Raw genomic sequence first — 216 nt, 5'->3', positions numbered from 1 at the left:
TCGCAAGCGTGAGGTCATTGCCGCGCTGGAGCGCATGCCCTCCTCAGTGGTCATTGATCTATTCAAGGGTAATCCGACGTTTAAAGGATCCACGACCGGCCAGAGTAACCGCGTCCTCGTGATGACGCAGGTTTTGAAAGAGTTGCGCCGGCCGAAGGAATTGCCCTCAGCTCCCAGCGCTACTCCCGTTCCTTCGGTTGCGGCTCTTCGCCAGGA

Annotated in this window: 1 protein-coding gene; it reads left to right on the top strand. The window is 58.3% G+C overall.

Features of this window, described 5'->3' with window-relative positions; genetic code table 11:
* A partial coding sequence (locus Q1A75_RS24215) for a hypothetical protein (protein ID WP_299593802.1) occupies positions 1 to 216 on the top strand: 216 nt, incomplete at both ends.

The sequence above is a fragment of the uncultured Tateyamaria sp. genome (genome assembly GCF_947504105.1).
Taxonomy (GTDB): domain Bacteria; phylum Pseudomonadota; class Alphaproteobacteria; order Rhodobacterales; family Rhodobacteraceae; genus Tateyamaria.
Note: the sequence above shows the minus strand (reverse complement) of the source record. Positions and strands in the feature narration are given on the sequence as shown.